Source organism: Ekhidna sp., from assembly GCF_965212185.1.
GTDB lineage: Bacteria > Bacteroidota > Bacteroidia > Cytophagales > Cyclobacteriaceae > Ekhidna.
Genome location: NZ_OZ243102.1, coordinates 3,362,328 through 3,387,852 on the forward strand (window position 1 = coordinate 3,362,328; position 25,525 = coordinate 3,387,852).

At 39.1% G+C, this 25,525-nt stretch carries 22 protein-coding genes; 15 read left to right on the plus strand and 7 right to left on the minus strand.

Features of this window, described 5'->3' with window-relative positions:
* Positions 1 to 4: 4 nt before the first annotated feature.
* Positions 5 to 142: a hypothetical protein gene (locus ACOMC3_RS14680; protein ID WP_420316635.1), complete on the minus strand. Its 138-nt coding sequence runs from the start codon at positions 140 to 142 to the stop codon at positions 5 to 7.
* Positions 143 to 285: 143 nt separating this feature from the next.
* Between ACOMC3_RS14680 and queG the strand changes: the two genes are divergently transcribed.
* A complete protein-coding gene (queG, locus tag ACOMC3_RS14685; RefSeq protein ID WP_420316636.1) occupies positions 286 to 1,233 on the plus strand; it encodes a tRNA epoxyqueuosine(34) reductase QueG in 948 nt (315 codons plus the stop codon).
* Between the two features lie 97 nt (positions 1,234 to 1,330).
* On the opposite strand, the gene mscL is transcribed toward queG, so the two are convergent.
* Positions 1,331 to 1,723, minus strand: a complete 393-nt coding sequence (gene mscL, locus ACOMC3_RS14690) for a large-conductance mechanosensitive channel protein MscL (protein WP_420316637.1) — start codon at positions 1,721 to 1,723, stop codon at positions 1,331 to 1,333.
* Positions 1,724 to 2,193: 470 nt separating this feature from the next.
* On the opposite strand from mscL, the gene ACOMC3_RS14695 reads away from it, so the two are divergent.
* From ACOMC3_RS14695 to ACOMC3_RS14730, 8 genes are all read left to right on the plus strand, one after another.
* Entirely contained in the window at positions 2,194 to 2,763 is a 570-nt protein-coding gene (locus ACOMC3_RS14695) for a LytR/AlgR family response regulator transcription factor (RefSeq protein WP_420316638.1), read from the plus strand.
* Complete coding sequence (locus ACOMC3_RS14700) at positions 2,756 to 4,273, plus strand: 7TM-DISM domain-containing protein (RefSeq protein WP_420316639.1); 1,518 nt, start codon at positions 2,756 to 2,758, stop codon at positions 4,271 to 4,273. Before ACOMC3_RS14695 ends, ACOMC3_RS14700 begins: the two co-directional genes overlap by 8 nt.
* Before the next feature lie 82 nt (positions 4,274 to 4,355).
* Complete coding sequence (locus ACOMC3_RS14705) at positions 4,356 to 4,592, plus strand: response regulator transcription factor (RefSeq protein WP_420316640.1); 237 nt, start codon at positions 4,356 to 4,358, stop codon at positions 4,590 to 4,592.
* 100 nt (positions 4,593 to 4,692) lie between these two features.
* Positions 4,693 to 6,333: a cadherin repeat domain-containing protein gene (locus tag ACOMC3_RS14710; protein ID WP_420316641.1), complete on the plus strand. Its 1,641-nt coding sequence runs from the start codon at positions 4,693 to 4,695 to the stop codon at positions 6,331 to 6,333.
* Positions 6,334 to 6,402: 69 nt separating this feature from the next.
* Positions 6,403 to 7,005: a trimeric intracellular cation channel family protein gene (locus tag ACOMC3_RS14715; RefSeq protein ID WP_420316642.1), complete on the plus strand. Its 603-nt coding sequence runs from the start codon at positions 6,403 to 6,405 to the stop codon at positions 7,003 to 7,005.
* A gap of 47 nt (positions 7,006 to 7,052) precedes the next feature.
* Complete coding sequence (locus ACOMC3_RS14720) at positions 7,053 to 9,158, plus strand: M3 family metallopeptidase (protein ID WP_420316643.1); 2,106 nt, start codon at positions 7,053 to 7,055, stop codon at positions 9,156 to 9,158.
* A 135-nt stretch (positions 9,159 to 9,293) separates the two neighbouring features.
* Positions 9,294 to 11,732 carry a zinc-dependent metalloprotease gene (locus ACOMC3_RS14725; protein ID WP_420316644.1) on the plus strand — a complete coding sequence of 813 codons (2,439 nt, stop codon included), beginning with the start codon at positions 9,294 to 9,296 and terminating at the stop codon, positions 11,730 to 11,732.
* A gap of 96 nt (positions 11,733 to 11,828) precedes the next feature.
* Positions 11,829 to 12,323, plus strand: coding sequence for a SixA phosphatase family protein (locus ACOMC3_RS14730; RefSeq protein WP_420316645.1), 495 nt, complete (start codon positions 11,829 to 11,831; stop codon positions 12,321 to 12,323).
* A gap of 60 nt (positions 12,324 to 12,383) precedes the next feature.
* On the opposite strand, the gene ACOMC3_RS14735 is transcribed toward ACOMC3_RS14730, so the two are convergent.
* Positions 12,384 to 13,496 (minus strand): THUMP domain-containing class I SAM-dependent RNA methyltransferase, encoded by a 1,113-nt coding sequence (locus tag ACOMC3_RS14735; RefSeq protein ID WP_420316646.1) that lies wholly within the window; start codon positions 13,494 to 13,496, stop codon positions 12,384 to 12,386.
* 131 nt (positions 13,497 to 13,627) lie between these two features.
* On the opposite strand from ACOMC3_RS14735, the gene ACOMC3_RS14740 reads away from it, so the two are divergent.
* Positions 13,628 to 15,931 carry an ATP-binding protein gene (locus ACOMC3_RS14740; protein WP_420316647.1) on the plus strand — a complete coding sequence of 768 codons (2,304 nt, stop codon included), beginning with the start codon at positions 13,628 to 13,630 and terminating at the stop codon, positions 15,929 to 15,931.
* Positions 15,932 to 16,390: 459 nt separating this feature from the next.
* Here ACOMC3_RS14740 and dnaK read toward each other — a convergent pair whose 3' ends face one another.
* Positions 16,391 to 18,316, minus strand: coding sequence for a molecular chaperone DnaK (gene dnaK / locus ACOMC3_RS14745; protein WP_420316648.1), 1,926 nt, complete (start codon positions 18,314 to 18,316; stop codon positions 16,391 to 16,393).
* A gap of 180 nt (positions 18,317 to 18,496) precedes the next feature.
* Here dnaK and ACOMC3_RS14750 point away from each other — a divergent pair, with 180 nt between their 5' ends.
* Positions 18,497 to 19,624 carry a hypothetical protein gene (locus tag ACOMC3_RS14750; RefSeq protein ID WP_420316649.1) on the plus strand — a complete coding sequence of 376 codons (1,128 nt, stop codon included), beginning with the start codon at positions 18,497 to 18,499 and terminating at the stop codon, positions 19,622 to 19,624.
* On the opposite strand, the gene ACOMC3_RS14755 is transcribed toward ACOMC3_RS14750, so the two are convergent.
* Both ACOMC3_RS14755 and ACOMC3_RS14760 read right to left on the minus strand, forming a co-directional pair.
* Positions 19,611 to 19,814, minus strand: a complete 204-nt coding sequence (locus tag ACOMC3_RS14755; protein WP_420316650.1) for a hypothetical protein — start codon at positions 19,812 to 19,814, stop codon at positions 19,611 to 19,613. The genes ACOMC3_RS14750 and ACOMC3_RS14755 overlap by 14 nt on opposite strands.
* A complete protein-coding gene (locus ACOMC3_RS14760) occupies positions 19,814 to 21,418 on the minus strand; it encodes a class I SAM-dependent methyltransferase (protein WP_420316651.1) in 1,605 nt (534 codons plus the stop codon). The genes ACOMC3_RS14755 and ACOMC3_RS14760 overlap by 1 nt, the downstream gene beginning before the upstream one ends.
* A 113-nt stretch (positions 21,419 to 21,531) precedes the next feature.
* Between ACOMC3_RS14760 and ACOMC3_RS14765 the strand changes: the two genes are divergently transcribed.
* The 4 genes from ACOMC3_RS14765 to ACOMC3_RS14780 are packed head-to-tail and all read left to right on the plus strand — an operon-like array spanning position 21,532 to position 25,042.
* Positions 21,532 to 23,112, plus strand: coding sequence for a peptide chain release factor 3 (locus tag ACOMC3_RS14765; protein ID WP_420316652.1), 1,581 nt, complete (start codon positions 21,532 to 21,534; stop codon positions 23,110 to 23,112).
* Complete coding sequence (locus tag ACOMC3_RS14770; RefSeq protein ID WP_420316653.1) at positions 23,112 to 23,795, plus strand: RluA family pseudouridine synthase; 684 nt, start codon at positions 23,112 to 23,114, stop codon at positions 23,793 to 23,795. The genes ACOMC3_RS14765 and ACOMC3_RS14770 overlap by 1 nt, the downstream gene beginning before the upstream one ends.
* Positions 23,782 to 24,093, plus strand: coding sequence for a DUF6787 family protein (locus tag ACOMC3_RS14775; protein ID WP_420316654.1), 312 nt, complete (start codon positions 23,782 to 23,784; stop codon positions 24,091 to 24,093). Before ACOMC3_RS14770 ends, ACOMC3_RS14775 begins: the two co-directional genes overlap by 14 nt.
* Entirely contained in the window at positions 24,077 to 25,042 is a 966-nt protein-coding gene (locus ACOMC3_RS14780) for an aminodeoxychorismate synthase component I (protein WP_420316655.1), read from the plus strand. Before ACOMC3_RS14775 ends, ACOMC3_RS14780 begins: the two co-directional genes overlap by 17 nt.
* Here ACOMC3_RS14780 and ACOMC3_RS14785 read toward each other — a convergent pair.
* Positions 25,035 to 25,499: a hypothetical protein gene (locus tag ACOMC3_RS14785; protein ID WP_420316656.1), complete on the minus strand. Its 465-nt coding sequence runs from the start codon at positions 25,497 to 25,499 to the stop codon at positions 25,035 to 25,037. The genes ACOMC3_RS14780 and ACOMC3_RS14785 overlap by 8 nt on opposite strands.
* Between the last annotated feature and the right edge of the window lie 26 nt (positions 25,500 to 25,525).

A 25,525-nucleotide genomic window follows, 5' to 3' on the forward strand; every position in this document is an offset into this window, starting at 1 on the left:
TATCTTAAATGGACTGAATGAGGATATGTAATCCGAAAGTAACAGTTGCGTAATAAGCTAAAACTGCTGCTGTAGCAATCCAATCATTACTTTCGCCTAATGTAATCTCTGCCGCTTTGATTTTGTTATACACTCGATTCATAATATTTTTTGTTTATCTCTTTCTTAATTAGGATACAAACTTCAGGGGTTTCAATTTTCAAATCCTGCATACCTACTTTTAATTCTTGCATTATTAATTAAAAACCCCTCAAAGGGTCATTTTTTGCATATTACCTTTGTTGGGTGAGCTCCATAAACCAAAAAGAATTCATCAAAAGCACAGCATCCGAATTAGGCTTTTCGTTTTGCGGAATCTCAAAAGCTGAATTTCTGGAAGAAGAAGCACCAAAACTTGAAAAGTGGCTGAATCGGGGATATCAGGGTAAAATGGGATATCTCGAAAATCACTTTGAGAAGAGACTTGATCCAACCAAACTTGTTCCCGGTGCAAAATCTGTTATTTCACTCGTTTATAACTATTACCCGGAAAAAATCCTTCAATCAGGTGACACACCAAAGGTTGCAAAGTACGCCTACGGTAAGGATTATCACTTTGTAATCAAGGATAAAATGAAGACGTTTATGACCAGAATCCAGGAGGAGATTGGTGAAGTCGATGGACGAGTGTTTGTAGATTCCGCGCCAGTTCATGAGCGAGCCTGGGCTGCAAAAAGTGGAATTGGATGGGTTGGTAAAAACACATTGCTTCTTAACCGCGAGATGGGGAGCTTCTTCTTTCTTGCCGAACTGATTATTGATTTGGAGCTAGAGCCTGATGGCCCGATGAAAGATTACTGCGGCACCTGCACCGCCTGCCAGGATGCCTGCCCTACTGATGCCATACCCGAACCTTATGTAGTGGATGGAAGTCGTTGCATTTCGTATTTGACCATTGAATTGAAAGATGAAATTCCATCGGAATTCAAAAACAACATGGAAGGATGGGCCTTTGGTTGCGATATCTGTCAGGATGTGTGCCCCTGGAATCGATTCTCAAAACCGCATAATGAACCCGCCTTCAAGCCACAAGGCTGGGAAGAATTTTCGAAACAGGATTGGCAGGAAATGACCAAAGAAGTCTTTCAAAACGTATTTAAGAAATCTGCTGTCAAACGGACGAAATTTGATGGATTGAAAAGGAACATAATGTTCATTTCTACCGATAATAAAGAATCAATGAACAAAAACTAATCATTCTTAAAATGCCTCATTAAACCGAAGACCTGCTATTATAAAAAAGTGGCTTGCCTATATGCAAGCCACAAATTGACCCCTATATATATGTTGACTATTTCTTTAGAAGGTCTCTGATTTCGCCGAGTAAAACCTCTTCATTAGATGGGGCAGGTGGAGCAGCAGGAGTTTCTTCCTTCTTTTTTTGCATCGAGTTATAAGCTTTAACCACCATAAATATCACAAATGCAATGATTACAAAATCAACGATCGTCTGTGTAAAAGCACCATAATTAATAGTTACGGCTTCCACTCCTTCTGATGCTTCTTGAATGGTAAATCTCAAATCAGAAAAGTCTACTCCCCCAAGTGCCATACCTATCGGTGGCATGAGCATGTCTTTTACAAAGGAGCTGACAACAGTCTTGAAGGCTGCTCCCACTATTACTGCAACAGCCAAATCCAGGATGTTGCCTTTCATAATAAATGCTTTAAATTCTTTCAACATAAGTTTCTTAGGTTTATTTTGATTCCAAGCTAACCGAAAAAAAATCCTTAATTAAGTTATTAGATGAATTGTGCGTTTATCACGTTCAATGCACTAAATGTGGTGGTGCTTTCAAAAACTAGAACTCATATAGGTCACCCACACCTTAAGAATGAATGTTGAAGATTTTAGAGGATGTTTTTTCTGATCTCTACAAGAAATAGTTTCACAAAAACTGTATGATGAATCAGCTTTCAATCTGCAAGGTGGAAAGAATGGTCAACGCAAAATTGGCAGAAGCTAACCAAAGAAGTATTTAAGAAATCAGCGATTAAGCGGACGAAGTTTGAAGGATTGAAGCGAAACATAAAGTTCATTTCAAGGGCAAATCAAAGATAAAACTTCAGATCCTATCGGCCTCCACATCTTCAGTCTTATCAAAATTTTATTTAACTTCTGAAAGTTTCACCAAAATCACTTCCTGTTAAAAAGTGAATATCATTGCTTATTTATTGCTTGGGTTTGGGCTTTTCGCTCTACTCATTGCCACTTTAGCCTGGGCAATTACAACCAAAAAAATCCATTTGATTCATGCATGTATCTCGGTGGTTGCAGTTACTGTCATTTATTTTTATTGGACCCAATGGAAGCTAAATGAATACAAAATACATGGTTTATTCATACTTATAACATTGCTTTATATACAAGTAAAGAGTATTCTATCCATGACCGCTCATTATTTAGAAGCAGAAAAAAACACCACTGATTCGAAGGAAAATTTTATAGTACTTATAAGCAAAGCAGTTCTTCCACTTAATAAAATTCAATGGATTCAAGTAAACGGAAAGTATTGTGAATTCTATGTTCATGGCAAGACCACTCCAGAGGTAGATCGTATCAGTCTCAAACAGCTAAGTAATAAACTGCCTGAGGAAGATTTTTGGCAAATAAGTCGCTCTACTTTGGTCAATCGGAATTTCATTGAAACCATAAACGACGAAGAATTAAGACTGGAAAACGGACAAACATTCACAGTTTCTCAAAGCTATGCGGATGCATAGATTTTTTCTATTCATCGGATTTTGCATTTGCATACTCACATGCACCAAAGGGCAGAAAATAGCTTTAGAAAATTATATCAATCAAAAAAAAATCCTTAACGATGAAGCAAGGATGATAGCTGTTGATTCAACAATTACAGCTGAAAGAGCTTTTAAATTGCTTACACAACACGATGAATACAATGACTTTAATTCGATCACCCCGGGGTACTCATATAACAATTACTGGATCTTAATAAATCTAGAGACTAAAACTAAGAATGAAGTTCTACTTGAGATTGCCAATGCACATATTGACTCGATCGAAGTATTTAACTGGCGAAATGGCATCATCAATAAACTATTTGAAATTGGGGATCATTATCCATTTAATTCAAGACCCATTAAAACGAGAAATTTTGCCTTCCCACTAGATCTAAGTCTATCAGCAAACACTTATTTACTCAGAGTTAACAAAACAGGCAGCTCATTGAATATGCCCCTACTGCTTTGGGAAAAAAATATTTTCAAACAGCATGATCAAAAAAGAATAACTCTACAATGGATTTTCTTTGGGCTCATCATTGCATTCATTATTTCTTCAGTTGTCATTTATTTGATATTGAAAGACATCTCTTTTGCGCTTTTTGCACTTTATGCTTTTTTCAGTGGCTTGTTCATATTTGGCAACTACGGATATGCTGCTCAACATTTGCTCACTGATTTACCTCAAGCCAATGATTTTTTCCGACCCACTGTTGCATGGTGCAACTCTATTGTAGGCATATTTTTCTTTAGATCATTCCTAAGAATTAATGAACGATTTCCCAAAATATCATTTATACTAAAAGCAATTGCCATTGGATTGATAATGATGATTTGTGTGGTTTATTATGATGTTTCATGGACAAGGAATCATGGCATACTCATACTTAACATTCTCATTCTATGTATGATTAGTTCGATTAGTCTAATTATTTGGGCTGCAGTCAAAAGCTATAAAGCTGATCGGTTCAGAGTACTAACATTTTTTATCTCTTCATTTTTCGCATTTGTCGGTGCGATTGTTTTCCTATTCATGAGTTATGGTTTTGTAAACCCAACTTCAATAGATCCACTATCAGTAGGTCTAGGTGCAGAACTTTTGGGATTTGGTATTGCCCTCATTGCTTCTGTCCAAATCAAGAAAACTTCGAAATCATTCTCAGGTGAGTTTCAATCCAGTCATCTTGATGCTCTAATTAGGCCCTTTATTCCGAAGGAAATTGAATTCATAAAAGCTCAGGATCATCATTGTCATCTTCATGCATTTGATCAAGCATCTAACAAATTCATAAGAATTTCAATCCATGCACTTAATGAATTATTGCCATCGGATGTTTTTCTACAAACTCATCGCTCATTCATTGTAAATGCCCATCACATTAAGATCAAATATGCTGACAAGCTAATAATGAATTCCGGTCGAGAGGTTCCGATTTCAAGGAGCTACAAAAATGCTGTTGCCGAATTTCTCAATGGCTCCAATTAGCCATCAATAATTTCATGACCACAAACCAGTCATTCACGTCACATATTTGATTCCCCCAATTCGATTCCCCTACTTAGGGTACATGAATGCCATCCCTCATTACCCAATAGAAGCGCTTTCTAAACGAGAACTGGAAGTACTTTCCGAATTAGCGAAAGGAAAAAGCAGAAGTGAAGTAAGCACTCAAATGGGTATCAGTCTGGCAACTTATGATGGCTACCGCAAAAGTATCCGTCAAAAATTGCGAATTAAGACACAGGTAGAGTGGGGGCGAGTATTCATGAAAATAGAAGAACTAAATAAGAAAAAAACCAAATGAAAATAGATGAGACGACATCAAATTACCTCCTGATAGGTATTGATTAAGGATGTTTATCTGTCTTCATTTATAAATCCAAATATCCACTAAAACTAGTATCATGAAAAATTATGTATTGAAAAATCTAATATTTGTCTCAGTGTCCATTCTTATTTTGGGTGCCTGTGATTTTGGAACAGATCCGGAACCGGAGAACACCGCTCCCACTATAAACAACCAATCATTTTCCGTAAGTGAAGAAGCCGAAATTGATGATGTGGTAGGCACAGTAGTCGCCAACGATTCAGACGGTGATGATCTATCGTTTACCATTACAAGTGGGAATGATGGCAATGCATTCTCAATATCAGCGGATGGAGAAATAACCATAGCTGCCGCATTAGATTTTGATGCACAATCAGAGTATACCTTAAGTGTTGAAGTAAGCGATGGAGATGATTCAGCATCTGGTGATGTCACTATTAATGTAACAGAAGGTTCAGATCCTCCTCCGACGGCTAGTTCTTTTGTGTTTGATGAGGAAGGGTACGTTATAGAAAATGCTCGCTTGATCGATGAAGGGCCATCAGACCCCAATGAAATAAATGAGAACACGCATTACAATTACTTTTTCATTTTTACAGATGGTGAATTTACGAGTGACGGAGGTGTTCAAGGCTTTGATTGGGTTTTAGAGTTAGATCTATATACTCTTGGAACAAGTTCATGGTCACCTGGAACTTACACAGTCGGTAATTCCGATAACATACCTTGGATTTACATGTGGAGAGATCTAGTTGATGATGATGATGACCTTGATGGAGACGAGTTCTATGTTGAAAAATCAGGATCCGTGACAGTCTCAGTAACAGGAAACACTTACACATTTACAATTGATGCTGTGATGGAGGATGAAGATGGTGTGTTAGAGGATAAAAATATTTCAGGAACATTTAGCGTGGATCTCACTCCAGTTACTGGAAACGAAAATAATCCGCCATCAATATCTGATCAAAGCTTCTCAGTAGATGAAAATACAGTAAATGAAACATTGGTCGGTACCGTGGCTGCTTCTGATGAAGATGGTGATCCGATTAGTTACTTTATCGAGGGTGGGAATACGGATGACGCGTTTGCAATTAATGAGTCAACTGGACAGCTTACAGTAAATAATTCTGCAGCTCTCGATTATGAAACGATTCAAGTGATCGAGATAGTCGTTGGAGTTTCAGATGGTGAAGACGGTAATCAGGCGATTATAACGGTTAACATAAATGATGTTGATGAAGGTGGAGGAACATCAGGTGATTTCACTTTCGGAGGTAATTCTTTCGTCATTGAGAATGCTCGTTTATATGATGAAGGGGCTTCCGATCCAAATGAAACAAATTCAAACACTCACTACAACTACTTCTTCATTTTTACCGATGGTGACTTTGCCAGTGATGGAAGTCTAACAGGATTTGATTACGTTCTCGAAATTGATCTTTATACTTTAGGCACAAGCGCATGGTCTCCAGGCACTTATACAATTGGTGACTCTGACAATATTCCTTGGATTTATATGTGGAGAGATCTTGTAGATGACGATGACGATCTTGATGGAGACGAGTTCTATGTTGAAAAATCAGGAACTGTGACAGTCTCAGTGACAGGAAGTACTTACACTTTTACGATTGATGCTGTAATGGAAGATGAAGATGGAGTTGCAGCCGATAAAAATATTTCGGGATCTTTCACAGTGGATCTAACACCACAATAGACTAGTAAATCAATCCTCTTGTATTAAAAGCGATCCATAATTGGATCGCTTTTTTTGTACTTTCGTCCCGTGACTATTTTATACTTTATAGACATTGTTGGCACCATGGTATTTGCCATCTCCGGTGCACTTGCCGGTAGGGACAAAAAGCTCGATTTTTTTGGAATAGCTGCTGTTGGTCTCATTACTGCCATTGGGGGTGGCACTGTAAGAGATGTACTACTTGGAAGTACCCCAGTTGGATGGATGGATGATTTGATGTACCTAACCATGATTGGTTCCGGTATTTTAATCTCCTTACTTTTTGGTAAGGTCGTGTTAAAACTAAGGCGAACATTCTTCATGTTCGATACCGTGGGGATCGCTGTATTTACCGTATTAGGCTTACAGAAAGCACTGACATTAGGTGTTCATCCCATCATTGCCATAATGATGGGCATGGTATCTGCTGTTTTTGGCGGTGTGATTCGAGATATTGTGTGTAACGAAATCCCATTGATTTTCAGAAAAGAAATCTATGCTTTAACCTGCCTATGCGGTGGCATTTTATATGTAATCCTACAAAAACTTGGGTTAGAGCAAGGGTGGAATATTTTGACAACAGTTCTATTTATTGCTTCCTTTCGAATCATGGCTGTTAAGTTCAAATGGAAACTTCCTGATATTTCCTGAGAGACTACCCATTCGCTAAATTTACGTTTCAACGCAAAAACTAAACAATGAAAAAATTGCTTTATGGTATGGCTGTTTTAATCTTAATCAGCTGCCAAACTCAATCTGAAAATACAGATATGCAAACAGATAATCCATTCTACCAAGAATGGGATACCCCATATGGTGTACCTCCCTTTGACCAGATTCTAAACAAGCATTACTTGTCGGCTTTTGAGGATGGAATGAAACAACAAATCGAGGAAGTGGAAGCGATCGCTACCAATGAAGAAGCTCCAACCTTTGAAAATACCATTGAGGCATACGAAAAATCAGGTGACTTGCTAAGCAAAGTTTCAGGAGTATTCTTCACACTGGCAGGTGCTCATACAAACGACTCGATTCAGGGAATTCAAAAAGAAGTCAGTCCAAAACTTTCAGCCCACAATGACAATATCTACCTAAATGCTGATTTTTTCAAACGTGTTGAAACGCTGTATAATGCTCGGGAAAACCTTTCATTAACTGTAGAACAAAACAAACTTCTGGAAAACTATTATAATCGATTTATTCGTTCAGGTGCGTCACTCAATGAAGAGCAAAAGAATCGCATGCGTGAAATCAATGAGCGAATATCTATTCTTCAGGTTCAATTCGGAGAAAATGTTCTTAAAGAAGAGAATAAGTTTGAATTGGTTCTTGAGGAAGATCAGCTAGGCGGTCTTCCTGAGAGTGTTCGTACAGCAGGTGCTGAGGCAGCCAAAGAAAAAGGATATGAAGAAGGTAAATACGTGTATACCACCCATCGGCCAAGCCTTTATCCTTTCATTACCTATTCTGAAAATCGGGAGTTAAGAAAGCAACTAAAAATGGGCTACATCATGCGTGGTGATAATAGTGGAGAGCTCGATAATAAAGAAATCTTAAGAGAAATTGTAAACCTGCGATTAGAAAAGGCCAATATGCTCGGCTTTGAAACACATGCAGATTACGCCTTACAGGATCGTATGCTTAATGCGCCAGATAAAGTTTACGACCTTCTAAATAAAGTATGGCCAGCTGCCATTGATGCTGCAAAAAAAGAACGAGATCTCATGAAGCAAATGGCATTGCAAGAAGGAAACGATATAGAAATCATGCCATGGGATTGGTGGTACTATGCTGAAAAGATTAAAGTCAGAGATTACAGCCTGGATGAAGATGAAATTCGTCCGTACTTAATGGTTGATAATGTAATCAATGGCTCCTTTATTTTGGCAAACAAACTGTTCGGGTTGAGCTTTGAAGAACAAACCAATATTCCTAAATACCATGAAGATGTAAGGACCTACACAGTTAAAAATGAAGCTGGTGAACTGATCGGCATTTACATGTCTGACTGGTTTTATCGTTCCAGTAAACGAGGAGGTGCATGGATGAGTAATATCAGGGAGCAATCAAATATGGAAGAGCGCATAATTCCTATTATTTATAATGTCGGAAATTTTACTAAACCTACAGAGGATAAGCCTTCTTTGTTATCTCAGGGTGAAGCTAGCACCCTTTTCCATGAATTTGGTCATGCACTTCATGGCTTACTTTCTGAATGTACCTATCCATCCATTTCAGGAACTGCGACACCAAGAGATTTTGTGGAATTCCCTTCGCAGGTAATGGAAAACTGGGTATTCCAGCCGGAGATGCTTGAACTCTATGCATTTCATTATGAAACTGGAGAAGTTATGCCCGAAGAATTGGTTCAAAAGATCAAAAAAGCAGGAACATTCAATCAGGGATTTGGCACGGTTGAATACATGGCTGCCTCATACCTTGATATGGCTTATCATACCATCACTGAGCCACTTACGAGTGACATAAACGAATTTGAAAAAGGTGCTATGGACGAAATAGGATTGATTGATGCGATCGTTCCAAGATATCGAAGCGGGTATTTCAGGCATATTACCGGAGGATACTCGGCAGGGTACTATAGCTACCTGAATTCTGAAATAATGGATGCAGACGCCTTTGATGCATTTAAGGAAAATGGACTTTTCGATAAAGAGACCGCTGACGCATTTAGGGAACACATTCTATCTAAAGGTGGAACAATGGATGCCATGGAGATGTACGTCAATTTCAGGGGACGTGAGCCATCGTATGAAGGACTTCTTAAGCGAAGAGGATTTAATTAATCGATGAAACGAAAATTCATTCAGGCCGACTTTTGTCGGCCTTTTTTATGTGTCAACATACCGTTTACATAAAAATTTATCCAAGTGCTTCACTTCATGGTTAAGTTGCTATTCGAAACTAAACCCGAGAGAAGGATGAGAAAGTTTATTGTACTCCTGATGGCGCTATCATTTATCGGTTTTTCAACAGATTTAAAAGCGCAAAAGAAGAAAAAGAATAAAGGTGATGACTCTGGACAAGAAGCACCTAAAAAGAAAAAAAATGGACTAAAAGACTATTCAGAAATTATTACTGAAGATGCTATTTCTGATGATGGACTCATAACCACGCATCAAATAGGCGATGATTTCTACTTTGAAATCCCTGCAGATCTTTTAGAAAAAGAAATCTTGATTGTATCAAGAATCGCCGGTCACGTGAAAGGCTTGAACTTTGGTGGTGCTGGTATGAAATCACGACCGCAGCAGGTCATACGATTTCAAAAGCTAGGAGGTAAAGTATTGATGAGATCCGTCTCTTATAACAATGTAGCTGACGAGGATGAACCTATTTATACCTCAGTTAAAAACAACAATTTCGAGCCAATAATCGAGTCTTTCTCACTTGAAACAATGAAAGAAGACTCTTCGGCTTATGTCATCAAAGTAACAGATTTCTTCTCCAGTGACATTCCAATGATTGGGGGACTAAGGGATTCTGAAAGAAAAAGATTTAAGATCAAAGGAATAGACAAATCACGCTCACTGATCACATCCGTCAAGTCATTTCCTGAAAACGTTGAAGTTCGCCACATTCTAACCTACCGAGGTGATGAATTGCCAGCGAATGGCCTAACTGAAACACTTTCCATTGAAATGAATCAGTCTATGATCCTCTTACCTGATGACCCGATGGTACCAAGATATCACGATGAACGAGTAGGCTTTTTCTCTTTAAGACAGATTGACTACAGTTCTGATGAGCAAAAAGCAGCTCAAAGAAGGTTTATCACCAAATGGAGACTCGAGCCAAGTGATTGGGATGCATTTAATAATGGCGAATTAGTAGATCCAGTAAAGCCAATCGTTTATTACATCGATCCGGCAACTCCCGAAAAATGGAGGGAATACATCAAGCAGGGGGTAGAAGACTGGCAAGTAGCATTTGAAGCTGCTGGGTTCAAAAATGCTATTCTAGCCAAGGATCCGCCAAGCAAAGAAGAAGATCCTGAATGGAGTCCTGAAGATGTGAGATATTCTGTTATCAGATACATAGCCACTGACATCCAAAATGCACAAGGACCGCATGTTCATGACCCACGAACTGGTGAGATTCTTGAAAGTGACATCCTTTGGTATCACAACGTAATGAACCTCCTTAGAAACTGGTTCTTCATTCAAACAGCGGCTGTCAATCCTGAAGCCCAAAAAGTCAAGTTCGATGATGAGTTGATGGGTGAACTGATTCGTTTTGTTTCTGCACACGAAGTGGGACATACACTTGGATATCCACACAATATGGGTTCCTCCCCTGCGTACACAGTAGAACAATTGCGAAGTAAAGAATTTACTGATACCCATGGCGTAGCTCCTTCCATCATGGACTATGCACGATTCAATTACGTAGCACAACCAGAAGATGGAATCACAAATTTCTTCCCTAGAATTGGAGAGTATGACCTTTGGGTGACTCAATACGGCTATAAGCCAATTCCAAATGTGGCTTCTCCTGACGATGAAGAAGATATATTAAATAGCTGGATCGTAGAAAAGTCGGATAGCCTCATTTATCGATACGGACAGGCTAATAGAGTAGATCCCACATCACAAACGGAAGATATTGGTGATGATGCTATGATTGCAAGTGAATTAGGAATCAGAAACCTGAAACGAATCACTGATAAATTGATGGAGTGGACCACTGAAGAGGGTGAGAACTACGATAATCTAGAAGAGCTATATAGAAATGTCATTAATCAATTCAATAGATATAATGGGCACGTTGTTACCAATGTAGGCGGTGTGTATCAATACTTCAAAACTGCAGACCAGGATGGAGCGGTTTACACTCACGTTGAAAAAGACAAACAGCAGCGAGCTGTCAAGTTCTTAAATGATCAATTATTTGCGACACCAAACTGGCTGGTAGATGCTGAAATATTAGGCAGAATCCAACAAGATGGTCTTGTAGATCGAATGAGAGGAATTCAGGTGCGTATTCTCAACCGTTTAACCAATGAAGACATGTTGATGAGGATGATCGAGAATGAGGCTCTGAATGGTAATGATGCATATACACTTACGAATCTTTTCAGTGATATGCGACAAGGAATTTGGGGTGAGCTGTATAATGGAAATAAGATCGACACGTATCGAAGAAATCTACAGAAAGAGCATGTAGCAAGACTTGGTGAATTGATGAATTTAGAAGAAGATGAATTTGCAAATTCTGATATTCCTTCTGTAGCCATGGCTACACTTTCAAGGCTCGAAAGAGATGTTAGAAGTGGACTGACAAGACAGAATGATGCCAGTTCAAGGTTTCACTTACAGGATATTCAAAAACGAATAGATGCAATTTTGAATCCGAAGTAGCACTACAATATACCGTCATTGCGAGCGAAGCGAAGCAGTCCTGTTATTAAGATCGCATTGTTTCTCTCGCGATGATGTTTTAATTAACTTCAACTTATGAAAAATATATATCTCGCTACCCTCCTATTAACAATTAGTCTAATTGCATATTCTCAAGATCAAACAACATTCATCCTGGTGAGACATGCAGAGAAGGCTATTGACGGCACAAGTAATCCACCACTAAGCGAGGCGGGATACGTTAGAGCTAATAATCTGGCGGCATTGTTAGCAGAGCAAGAGATAGATGCCCTTTATAGTACCCCTTTCATTAGAACAGAAGCAACGCTGATCCCTTTAGCTCGAATTAAGGGAATAGAAGTGCAAAACTATGATCCGTACAATGGCCCCAAATTACTCTCAACCGCCATAGAAAAGCATGCCGGTGGCACAGTAGTAATATCCGGCCACTCTAACACCATTCCAGCACTAGCTAACGCCTTGTTAGGTAACGAGAAATTTCAGCAGTTTGACGAAAGTGATTATTCTAATTTTATAATTATTGTCTCATCAGAAGTAGGCAAGGGTAAATTGGTACGATTGAAGTTTTAATCATACCGGAGAGTTTCACAGAGAAATTAGACAAACTTCTTGGTGATCTATGGTTAAAACTCAATACAACTCGTACTTACAAAAATCACACTCGAGCTTTCCGTTATACAGCTTGATTCGCTCAGAATCTTTCAATCCTATTTGTTTTAGTGCTTGTTTATTTGAGCTTATAACCCATGCATCATACCCTACAAAGTTCTGTTTAAAAGCATCTCCCATGGTTTTGTAGAATTCAAGAATATTATCTCCAATTCGCTCTCCATATGGCGGGTTCGTTATGATCACCCCTGAATCATTGATGGGTTTGAAATCACGGAAGTCCATTGTTTTGATTTTCACTTCTCTCCTTAATCCAATTTTCCCTAAAGCTTTTCTGGCAAGCGTTATGGCACTTTCATCAATGTCAATACCAACCATATCGATACTAGGTTTTCGCATTTTGTTAAGCTCTTCTGTTTTCACATTATTGAAGAGAATTGGACTGTACTCGGGCCAGGTTCGAAAACCAAATTCTTTACGTTTCAAGTTGGGGCCCATATTCATTGCCATCATGGCTGCTTCAATAAGAATAGTACCACTTCCACACATTGGGTCTACTAAAGGAGACTTCTTGTCCCAGCCGGATAGCATAATCATACCAGCTGCCAGCACCTCATTCATTGGTGCTCTATGGCCTTCTTCTCTATAGCCACGTTTATTTAGCGATTCGCCGGAACTATCCATTGATACGGTGAAAAAATCGTTCGCACAATGGATATTAAAAAGTACATCTGGATTATCCGTATCAATGGATGGTCTCCTGCGATATTTATTTCTGTACTGATCTACAATAGCATCTTTGGACTTGTATCCGACATATTTAGAGTGAGTAAATACTTCAGAAAAAACCACCGTATCAATGGCAAATGTCTGATCCACATCCAAAAAAATTGACCAGTCAAAAGCCATCATTTTATCATATAGTTCTTTCTCGTTTTTTGCTTTAAAATCGTAAATCGGGACTAATATTTTAAGAGCAGTTCTTAAAGAAAGATTGGCTCGATATAAGAAAGCGGGATTACCCTCACACTTCACTCCTCTCGTTATTTTTTCGATCTTCTCACCTCCGAGTACTCTTACTTCCTCAGCGAGGATATCTTCAAATCCAAAAAGTGTTTTGATGGTTAGTTTCATACGGATGCAAAAATAGGTCTTTCAATCCTGTCCGATAATTTATGGGTGATTCATTTTATTCTATAGTACCCTAAGCCAAAGAATCTTGTATTAATAAATGGCATATTCTTCCATATTCGCTTAATTTAAGTATGCTATGGAGATCAATTGTTTGGTTTTTGATCCTACTTTCCTATGGATTTGCCTTGGGCCAAAGTCCTGTTTACGGCCAACTGGATCTTTCCGATCATGATTTTTCTGGTGATCCATCCTTTTCATTAAATGGTGAATGGTTCTACTACCCGGATCAATTTTTAGCCCCTGCTAATCCTCAAGGCATAGACCCAATAATTCTCAATGTACCCAAGCGATGGGATCAAAGTGGATTATCAGCGATGGGTTTTGGTACATATACACTCACCATTTACAAAAACACAGATATCCCCATGGCACTAAAAGTGCCTGATCTTTTTAGTGCCTATCATCTGTACGTGAATGGCGAATTGCTTGCCAAAATGGGGACTCCTGGAAAGAGTGCAAAGGAAGAAAAGCCGGACAGACTCCACAACTTCGTATCACTTGCTCACATACAGAGTGATACACTTCAAATAGTAATTCACATTTCCAACTTTGTTCACAGCAAGGGCGGACTTGGTTCATCGATTACATTTGGCACACTGGAGCGGTTGATGGATAAAAAATTCATCAACGATGTGTATGATGTTTTTATGGCCGGCTGCCTGATCATGGGTGCATTTTTCTTTTTTGGACTATTCCTCTATGGCCAGCATGAGAAGATGGTGCTCTACTTTTCCCTTTTTTGTCTGGTTTATGCGTACAGAATCATCGGCTGGGGTAATTATGTCCTTTACGATCTGATTGACATGCCCTATCGATTGGGCATGACGATTGAGTACAGTACGTTTTACCTTACCGCATTCTTTTTCTGTCTTTATCTTAAACGCCTCTTCCCAAAAGATACACCGATAAAAGTCGCCAACTTTTTCATCATAATTTCTCTGGCTTGGGCACTGATGACATTGCTCCCGGTTCGCATATTTACACAGCTAAATGATTCGTTTCTACTGCTCCTTCTTCTTGGGATGGGATTTGCCTTTTATGTTTTTATCCGTGCCATATTAAGAAGGAGACGGGGGGCCGTTTTTTCTCTATACAGTACAATGGGAATCATTGTGGTATTCTGTATGAAAACCCTGGCTTATCTGAATGTAATCGAGGAGATTCTGTGGGTTTCTATGCTGGGACAGTTGATCTTTTTCTTGTTTCAGGCACTTATACTTTCACAGCATTTTACCGAATCATGGAGGCAATCAAAAAAAGAGGCTGAAAATGCTGCCAAGATTAAGTCCGACTTCCTGTCCATCATGAGTCATGAAATACGGACACCTCTAAACTCCGTTATTGGAACAACCTATCACCTGATTAGTGAGAAGCCTCGAAAAGACCAGCTGGAGGAACTGAACAACCTTAAAAACTCATCTGAATATCTCTTGACTCTCATCAACAATGTGTTGGACTACAGTAAAATAGATGCCGGAAAATTGGAACTGGAGCTCTCCAATGTGGATTTAAAGGCCTATTGCCTGAATGTTTTTAACGTATTCAAGCCAATTGCAGAAGAAAAAAAGATTGATTTCGAATTTCATTATGATGATTCATTGCCAGGTGTTGTGCAACTGGACAAAACCCGTGTAAATCAGATACTGACCAACCTGATCGGGAATGCAATAAAATTTACAGAGAAGGGAAGTGTTAATTTCCATGTCTCAAAAGGCTTAACCGAAGATTCAAAGGTGGAAGTGATCTTCAAAATAGAAGATACTGGCATTGGTATCAGCAATGACCTGATGGATCGTATTTTCCAGTCGTTTCAGCAAGGAAGCACTTCCACCAACCGTAAATATGGAGGTACAGGTCTCGGGCTATCCATTACCAAACAACTTGTAGAGCAAATGGGATCCCAAATACACCTAAGTAGTGAGCCGGGTAAAGGATCGGTTTTCTACTTCTCTCTGGATCTCGAAGTGAAGAAAAAAGCAGAGAAAACACGAGAAGATGAAATTCTAAATTTGAAGGGATATCGGGCTTTGCTGGTTGAGGATAATGAAATGAACGTATTGATAGCCAAACGTTTGTTAGAAAAGTGGGAGATGGAGGTGACCGTAGCAAAAAATGGTCAGGAGGCATTACAAATCGTTGAAGGACAAGCCTTTGATATCGTTCTAATGGACTTGCAAATGCCTGTAATGGACGGATATGAAGCGACCAAACACCTTCGAAAAAAGGGCTTCCAGTCTCCTATTCTGGCACTTACAGCTTCTGCTATGTTTGAAAAATCGACCAAGATGAGCAAGACTGGCTTAAACGGAGTGGTCACCAAGCCATTCAACCCTCATGACCTTTTCGATGCGATCAGTGGTCAATTGAAGAGATAAGCAATTTCTTGATGCTACTTATTAATTCGCTTTTGTACCCGGCCCCCTTTGAACTCCTACAGGCCATTCCGGACGGAAGTGAGGAATCTGTAAAGATTTCTCGCTGTGCTCGAAATGACACCTCGATTACGTTGTGTGCAAACTCTAAGGCCTTCCGGTTACATATTTTCTTTTCATTTCGTCGTACCACAGATAGATTTTCATAGTGTTGTCATTTAAGTGATTACACTATTTAAACGGTGAGCATATTTTTTACCTAACCCTTGTACTCGCAAGTTTCTAGCTTCAAGTGATAAGTCCTGGATTCCTAATTCACTAATCAACTAATCTACCAATTAACCAAGCCTCAAATAAAAAAACCCTCTCGATCCCGATAGTTATCGGGACGAGAAGGGCATAATCTATATCCAGGGTAAAATCAGAGCCAAAAGCTAACTGCTAAAGGCTAATAGCCAACAGCTACTTCTTCTCCTCTTCTACCTCTTCGAATTCTACATCAGACACATCGTCTGCAGAACCATTATCTGAAGCTCCGGCGTTTGGATCTGCACCAGCATCAGCACCACCTCCAGCTTCTTGCTGAGCGGCATACATCTCCTGGGATGCATTTGTCCATGCAGTGTTTAATTCTTCCATCGTAGAATCAATTCCTGCAAGATCTTGCTTACCATGTGCTTCTTTCAATTTGGTTAATGCTCCTTCGATAGCCGTTTTATTACCTTCAGAAAGTTTTTCACCAAATTCTTTCAGCTGTTTCTCAGTCTGGAAGATTAAAGAATCTGCCTGGTTAAGTTTTTCAACTTTCTCTTTTGCTTGCTTATCCGCTTCAGCATTTGCTTCAGCTTCTTGCTTCATCTTTTCGATTTCCTCATCTGTCAATCCAGAAGATGCTTCGATTCTGATGTTCTGCTCTTTACCAGTTCCTTTATCTTTTGCACTAACATTCAGGATACCATTCGCATCGATATCAAAAGTCACTTCGATTTGAGGTACACCCCTTGGTGCTGGTGGAATGCCATCTAAGTGGAATTTACCAATCGACTTATTGTCTTTAGCCATTGGTCGCTCACCCTGAAGAACGTGAATTTCTACAGATGGCTGATTGTCAGCAGCTGTTGAGAAAGTCTCAGACTTCTTCGTTGGGATTGTTGTATTCGACTCAATCAACTTTGTAAACACACCACCCATGGTCTCAATACCTAGAGATAGTGGAGTCACATCTAGAAGAAGTACATCTTTTACTTCACCAGTAAGTACACCGCCTTGGATTGCTGCACCAACTGCAACCACCTCATCAGGGTTTACTCCTTTTGAAGGTTTCTTACCGAAAAACTTTTCTACTTCTTCCTGAATTTTAGGAATTCGAGTTGAACCACCTACTAAGATTACCTCATCAATGTCAGAGGTAGAAAGACCAGCGTCTTTCAATGCTGCCTCAACTGGCTTCATTGACCGTTGTACAAGGTTGTCAGCAAGTTGTTCAAACTTAGCACGAGATAATTTTCTTACTAAGTGCTTAGGCACACCATCAACTGGCATGATGTAAGGAAGGTTAATTTCAGTTTCCGTTGATCCTGAAAGTTCAATTTTAGCTTTCTCAGAAGCTTCTTTCAATCGCTGAAGTGCCATTGGATCTTTTCTAAGATCAATGCCTTCATCATTTTTAAACTCATCTGCCAACCAGTTGATAATCACGGCATCAAAATCATCACCACCAAGGTGTACATCACCATTGGTAGATTTTACTTCAAATACTCCTTCTCCCAACTCAAGAATTGAAATATCGAATGTACCACCACCAAGGTCATACACGGCGATTTTCATGTCTCTGTCTTTCTTATCAAGACCGTAAGCCAACGCTGCTGCAGTAGGCTCATTGATGATTCTCTTTACATCAAGTCCGGCAATTTGACCTGCTTCTTTAGTCGCCTGACGCTCCGCATCATTAAAGTAAGCTGGTACAGTTACAACCGCTTCTTTTACTTCCTGTCCCAGGAAATCTTCAGCAGTTGATTTCATCTTTTGTAAGATCATTGCAGAAATCTCCTGTGGAGTATACTTTCTGTCACCAATTTTTATTCTTACAGTGTCATTACTTCCTGATTCCAGACCGTAAGACACACTCTTCATTTCTTCTTTTACCTCAGAATATTTTTTACCCATAAATCTCTTTACTGAACTTACAGTATTCTGTGGGTTTGTGATCGCCTGTCTTTTCGCTGCATCACCTACTTTTCTTTCCCCTTTGCCATCCTCGAGGAATGCCACAATTGATGGCGTTGTTCTTCTTCCTTCACTATTCTGGATAACTACCGGCTCATTCCCCTCCATTACTGAGACGCAAGAGTTGGTAGTTCCTAAGTCGATACCTATAATTTTTCCCATGTCGATTATTTATCTATTATTTCGTTTTATTCAAGTGTTCGAACTTTGAAGTATCAATGGATGTGCCAAAGGAAAAATTGTGACACATTGTCATATCTTTCTAAATGTTAACAACTCAGTCCTGTCAATGGACTTCACTTTAGGTAAAGTTGACGTAATTTTAATGGCTCAGATTTTACTATGTATAGAATAATTCATTACGTACTTCTAGTGTCTCTATTATTCTCCGGAGTTGCTCAGGATGGGCAGGGCGGTCAGGATCAGTTTATACTAAACTCATCCTTCAATGCCATGATACCTAATGACATGAAGAATAAAATGGCCACTGAATCCATCAACAGAAAAGTCCAATTCTATGAGGTCATTTATAATGACAGTCTAGTAGATATTCGTTTTTTAAAATCTTCAATACCTCAAGCAAAAAAATTAAGGTTTACGATCTCTCCTCCCGATTTAAAAAATTATACCAAAATTTCTACTTTGGTTGGTTTTATATATGATTCTGATTCTCTAATTGAAACAATAGTTTGGCTTAGAACCGAAGATCAAGAGGGCAAGAAGAGGTTTTTCACGGACTACAATCAAGATGGTAATTTCAAGAATGATGGAGATCCAATAACGGTTAGAAACATAACTACCACTAAAGACATTCCTGTACTTATTAATGGTGAAAAAGACCTTCTTCGAATCTCGGTTCAAAAAAGCAGGACAAAATTTATTCTAAAGCGTTTCAAGAACCAACCTGTATTGGATATGGGCTTAGGAGTTGGTAGCGGAGAGCTCACTTATTCGCATGATAATTACAGCTATCTAGCCAACTTCACAAATAAAAGCATAAGATTCGCTGCAACCTACTACATCGGGCCTGTGGTTGTGGGAGTACGGTCTTCCATTGAGAATAGTAACTTCTATGCGACTTATGAAATTGTAAATGGTAAGATTACCACCAATGTAAATAAGGATAAACACCCCCTTAATAAAATGCAATTAGGTGGATCCTTAGGTCTTAGAGCTATCTTAACTAAAACTATCGAAGCTCAACCATTGGCCACTTACGGGTATGCTTATTACTTCAGCCCTAAATATTATCCCAGAAGATTCAGTGAGGAGTATCATGAGCTTGATAAAAGTGCTTTTTATGAGTTTGGAGCTAGAATGGTATTTACAGTGGGTAATCAACGTGCAATTTACTTACTGGTTATGAGAAATTTTCAGGAATGGGAACCTGTTGGGCTTGGAGGTGGAAGTCCATTCGAATCCTCTCATAAAACCACTCGATTTGAAGTGGGTTACTCTATTGGCCTTTAGAGTCGTCCTTATTATCATATTTACTCTTAATCACCCGCACAATCAGAAGTAGGATGAAAACTGCTATCATAGCAATGATCAACGTATTCTTTACTTCCTTGTGAGTGAAGCCAGTTTCCCCAGAATCAATGACCTGATAGATTAAGAAACCGACCATTATGTAAAGAAAATATCGAAAGGGTTTTCTCATTATTTAAGGTAATTAATACTCACTGTAGCTAATTCAGAATTCGGAAATTTTGTTCTATGAGTGGGATCTATCTCCAATCCTGCTTCTAATACTACTTTATCAAAGCTATCGATTTCCAAAATGTATTGATCAGAAAAACCATGTGTGGCTTCATAGGCTGTGCTTGCTGTTTTTCCAAGGTTAGATGACGTAAGCGTTGGTCCTAATCCATGAAGCTCTATAACAATCAACCCAAATCTTTTGATATATGGTTTCCATTTTTCAAAATGCACTTTCAGGTTTGCTTCTACTTCATTGTTAGCCAAAAGGCGGCCTTTGGAAGCAAATGCACCTGTAGAAATACTTGGCTCATGCACATGATCATCAACATCTTCCCACATTCTATTGTGATCTAGAAATGTTCTGACATTCAGCAGATCGGAAAGATTCATCTCATAATTTTCCTTAAGGTCTGAAGCCAGCTTATCAGGATTTCCAATATCTCCCCAAATTACTTTCGCCCAAACATCCGCATTGATTAGGTTACTTCTTGTTACATTCAATGCAGCTTCGTTGTAATCTGCGCCAACCAAAAAGAGTGGATACTCTTCCAACATCTTTCCTCGTTTTGTTTGGTGAAAGACCACATCAAAAATGTGGATCAGGAATGCACCATTTCCACAACCCATATCCAAAATGCCCTTCGGCTGCTCAGCAATGGGTTTGTTGAAGAGCTCAATGATGATGTCATCAACCTTTTCGAAATAAGCGATATGCGCTCCCCCACTCCCCCAAACATTCATTTCACGATCAACTCCTTTTTCTTTTTCACCAGCTTCAACTTTTAGCATTTCCGGATTACCAAAAATCAATTCATCTAAATTTCTAAAGGTAGGAATATAGGACACTGTCACACCATAAGCAGCTGATCGTTTTGCGAAAAACAGTCCCTTATCCGTGAATTTGTACGTTTTACTTTTCTTTTCAAACCACCCCAAATAGGTAAAAAAATCCAGGATCTGTTCAAAACTTTCAGGATCTTGATGGTATTCAGCAGGACTAAAAGACATCTCCATGAAATATTTGTGAAACATGCCTCCCATTCCCAATTGAACCGCACTAGGTCCTACAAGCACTCCTTCAATGTGCTTCAGTATTTGCTCCTGAATCTGTCTTTCAACCTCATCTTCAGAATATGGGAAATAGCCGTTTATAAATTTCTTTGCTATACGATTCCAGACTTCAAAAGGCTCTTTTTCAAATTTACGAGGGTGAAACTGAGCAGAAAATTTCATCAACTCAACGACCTCCTTATAATGAGACAGATTAGTAAATGCTTTTTCACTTTTATCATTTGTTGAAATTGTGACCTGATGGGTCACATTATCAACTTTATATTCCAGCCATCCCTGACAAGCCAGTAGACGAAGGGCCACATTTAGATATCCATCATTCGCATTAAATAGGGTGCAAAGCTCCTTAAGATCTATAGCTCCAGCCTTGAGGATGGGATTAAAAACACCTTTCAGGTATAATTCATAAGCAACCGGAGCGATGGCAATGCCATCAAGGTGTCTGAAAAGTTCACTTCTGAATATTGCGTTTCGTTTCTTAATTGAATCCATAGTGTATTTGGTGCCTGAAATTTATTTGAATTATTACTCATACCTATCATTCTTTTTCCTATTCATGAGATGCTCCTCCCTATTGCCTAATTTTGCGCCTCAATTTGATCGTTATGACGCTGGAGCAAGAAATAGGTAGACGTAGAACTTTCGGGATCATTGCCCACCCTGATGCAGGTAAGACCACTCTAACAGAGAAACTCCTTCTTTTTGGTGGGGCGATCCAAACTGCTGGTGCTGTGAAGTCAAACAAAATTGATATGGGCACTCGCTCCGACTGGATGGATATTGAGAAGCAAAGAGGTATATCAGTAGCTACTTCTGTAATGGGTTTTGAGTATAAAGATCTTAAGATCAATATTCTGGATACTCCTGGTCACAAAGACTTTGCAGAAGACACCTATCGTACACTTACTGCTGTTGATAGTGTTATTATGGTTATTGACTGTGTGAAAGGAGTGGAGGAGCAAACTGAAAGATTGATGGAAGTGTGCCGCATGAGAAAAACTCCGGTTATTTGCTTCATCAATAAATTAGATCGTGAAGGTCAGGATGCTTTTACTCTTCTGGACGAAATAGAGGAAAAACTAAATATTAAAGTTCGTCCTATGAGCTGGCCGATTGGTATGGGTAAATCATTGAGGGGAGTTTATAACATCTATGAAAACAACCTCAACTTGTATGAACCAAACAAGCAGAAGCGAGTCGATGATGTTGTGGAGATAAAAGGCGTAGATGATCCCGAGCTGGATAAAAGATTGCCTGAAAGTTTGGTAAAGGAACTCCGAGAGGAGATAGAACTGGTAAATGGAGTGTATGATGAATTCAACGCTGAAACCTATCTAAAAGGAGAAGTAGCTCCAGTCTTTTTCGGGAGTGCGGTAAATAATTTTGGAGTTAGAGAATTGCTCGATTGTTTTACACAAATTGCACCTCCACCAAAACCAAGAGAAACAGAAGAACGGGAGATCACACCGGCAGAAAAGAAATTTTCCGGGTTCATTTTCAAGATCCACGCCAATATGGATCCAAAACATAGAAACAGGATTGCATTCGTTCGTGTTTGTTCCGGAAAATTTCAAAGAGGGAGCAATTACTACCACGTTCGTCAGGATAAACAGATTCGCTTCTCCAACGCTACTGCCTTTATGGCCCAGCAAAAAGAAACGGTGGAAGAAGCATTCCCAGGTGATATTGTAGGTCTCTACGATACAGGCAATCTTAAAATTGGAGATACGCTAAGTGAAGGAGAAAAAGGATTGTACAAAGGCATACCATCATTCTCACCGGAAATGTTTCGTGAAGTCATCAATATGGATGCGATGAAGTCCAAACAATTGGATAAGGGTTTGAATCAATTGATGGATGAAGGGCTTGCACAGCTCTTCACCTTTGAACTTGGTTCCAGAAAGGTAGTTGGTACAGTGGGAGCACTTCAGTTTGAAGTATTGCAGCACAGGCTTTTAAATGAATATTCAGCTAACGCTAAGTTCGAGCCGGTGAATATCTACAAAGCTTGTTGGATTAGTTCCGAAGATCCTACAAAATTAGATGCTTTCATTAAAGACAAACAAAGGCATATCGCTAAGGACAAAGAAGGTAAGTTGGTTTTCATGGCAGAATCCAAAGCGTGGTTGCAGATGGTTCAGGATAATTTTCCTGATATAGAGTTTCATTTCATAAGTGAATTTTAATGCAGAAGCCACAAATCAAATACGAAGACAACCACTATCTCATCGTAGAGAAGCCCATAGGATGGCTTGTTCAGGGAGATGAGACAGGTGATGGTACATTGACCGATTGGGCAACTGAATATATCCGAAAGAAATACAACAAGCCGGGAAATGTCTTTTGCCAACCATGTCATAGACTTGATCGTCCCGTCGGTGGTTTAGTTGTTTTTGCACGAACATCCAAAGGGCTCGAGCGTATGAATAAACTTTTTCGTGACCGAACGATTTCTAAAACGTACTTGGCAATAGTAGATGGAGTTCCGAAAAATCCAGAGCAGGAATTGCGACACTGGCTGGATAAAGATTTTCAGAAAAATAAAGCTCATGCTTACACCAAGCCAAAAGGAAATGCCAAGGAGGCCATTCTATTTTATCGAATGATAGCAACTCATAGTAAAATCTCTTTACTGGAAATAAAGCCCGAGACCGGTCGACCGCATCAAATTCGTATTCAAATGCGGGAAAATAACACATCGATTAGAGGGGATGTGAAATATGGTTTTTCAAAATCTAATCAGGACAAAAGCATTGATTTGTATGCTTACAAGCTGGAATTTGAACACCCTATCAAAAAAGAACCAATAAAAGTTATTTCTAAACCAAAATGGCCGGATTTTCAGGCGTTTATTAATGAGTTGGGTTGAAAAATTAAAGAATAAGTGGGGCCTGGAAAGTAACTGGCAATTTGTGATCATAATGATTGTATTTGCTTGTACTGGTACCACGGTAGTGTTGATTAAGAAACCGTTGATCAATTTGTTGTTTGAGGATGGCGCACGTCCTCTATGGTTTCAGATCACCTATTGGGTCATGATTCTTCCCATTTACAATGTCATCCTTCTTTTTTATGGTTTCCTTTTTCGACAGTTTGACTTCTTCTGGAAGTATGAACAAAAAATGCTGAAAAGGTTCGGTATTAAGGTGAATGCTGACAAAGAATGAAGCAATAGCGAAGCTAAATGATCTTGGAGCGGCCAGTCAGCCGTTTTCATTTTATTGTGATTTTTTGGGGGAGAAATGGTGTGTAGAACCTTCTGGAGAACGGGATTTCAAACTAGCGATTGATTCGGATTTTTCTAAAGGTCAACAGTCGACCGTCAACGGAAAGCTGTTGACTTTTAAGAAAAAACCAATAAGCCTAGAGCGATTCAAACAATCGTTCGACCAAGTCATCCATCAAATCAACATTGGAAATTCATTCCTCACCAATCTCACCTTTGAAACACCTATTGATACAAACCTAAGCCTGGAGGAAATCTTTCAATATTCGAAGGCGAAATATAAGCTCATAGTTCCTGATCAGTTTGTGGTTTTCTCACCTGAGACGTTCGTGAAAATTCATAATGATCACATCTATTCCTACCCCATGAAAGGAACCATAGATGCTTCCATTCCAAATGCGGAAGAAGCAATACTCATTGATGTAAAAGAAACTGCTGAACATGTGACCATCGTAGACCTCATTAGAAATGATTTAAGTCAGGTCGCTCAAGATGTTCAGGTGACAAAATTTAGATTCATCGATCAATTAAAAACGAATGACAAGAAGCTTCTTCAGGTGAGTTCAGAAATCAGAGGCCATTTGGGAAATGAATGGAAAAAGAACCTCGGCAATATTCTCTCGAAACTTCTGCCAGCAGGTTCCATATCTGGTGCACCTAAGCAAGAAACAATTAAAATCATTGAACAGGCTGAATCCTATAATCGCAGCTTTTACACTGGTATTTGCGGCCACTTTGACGGACAGACATTGGATACAGGAGTGATGATTCGCTTTCTTAAAAAAGTAAATGATGAACTGGTTTTCTGCAGTGGTGGTGGGATCACTTCCTTCAGCGAAGCAGAGAAAGAATATCAGGAAATGGTGGATAAGGTTTACTTGACTATTTAGAGGCCCCTTTTGGCATCAAAAGAAAATCACCAAAAATTCTATCCTCCTTATTCTTTGAAGATGCTGTTCCGCTTATTCCTTCGCTAAGAATGAAGCAAATTAGATCATCTTTTTTCCACTTTGATTTAACCTTAATTTGGCCATCATTTAATTTCCAGGTAAGTCTTTTGTCCGAAATTTTATAAGATCCAGTTTTTGTAGTCACTCGATTGTCTTCTGAATAGAAGTATATCATTTCAGAATCTTCCAAAACCACAGAATCGGGAATTTCTATTTTTTCTCTAACATCTGAATAATCAACGGTATCTGATATCGTTTTACCATCAACTTCAATCCATTGTCTTGCGACAATGCTAGATTTATCAACCACAAATGTCTCCGGAAATTCACATTCAGATGATTGGCCAAACAAAGAAGTAACAGACAATACGAATGGTAGTAGGAGCAGTGATTTCATATACAATTGAGTTAGCAGTAAATATA